Origin of the sequence: Thauera phenylacetica B4P, from assembly GCF_000310225.1 — a bacterium.
Classification (GTDB): Bacteria; Pseudomonadota; Gammaproteobacteria; order Burkholderiales; family Rhodocyclaceae; genus Thauera; species Thauera phenylacetica.
Map to the genome: position 1 here is coordinate 1 of NZ_AMXF01000639.1, position 352 is coordinate 352.

Below are 352 nucleotides of genomic sequence, written 5' to 3' on the forward strand. Positions count from 1 at the left end.
ATCGCCGACCCGCCGCCTGAACCGGAGGACGTGTTCTGATGCCGGCGCGCTATCTGCTGGACACGAACATCCTGTCGAGCCTGATCAAGGATCCGCAGGGGCCGGTAACGAAGCGGCTGGCCCAACTCGACGCCGACGCCATCTGCACCAGCATCGTCGTGGCCTGCGAGCTCCGTTATGGCGCGGCGAAGCGCGGCTCGGTCGTCCTGACGCAGCGAGTGGAAGATCTGCTCGGTGCCATCGAGGTGATGCCCTTCGAGGATGATGCAGATCGGCAATACGCCGAAATTCGCGCGACGCTGGAGCGGGCGGGGAACACCATCGGAGCCAACGACCTGCTGATCGCGGCGCA

General features: G+C 65.3%; 1 protein-coding gene. It reads left to right on the plus strand.

Going from position 1 to position 352, the window contains the following annotated elements; all coding sequences use genetic code 11:
- Positions 1-38 precede the first annotated feature (38 nt).
- The coding region (locus C667_RS24075) for a PIN domain-containing protein (protein ID WP_004393603.1) at positions 39-352 on the plus strand (314 nt) is incomplete at its 3' end.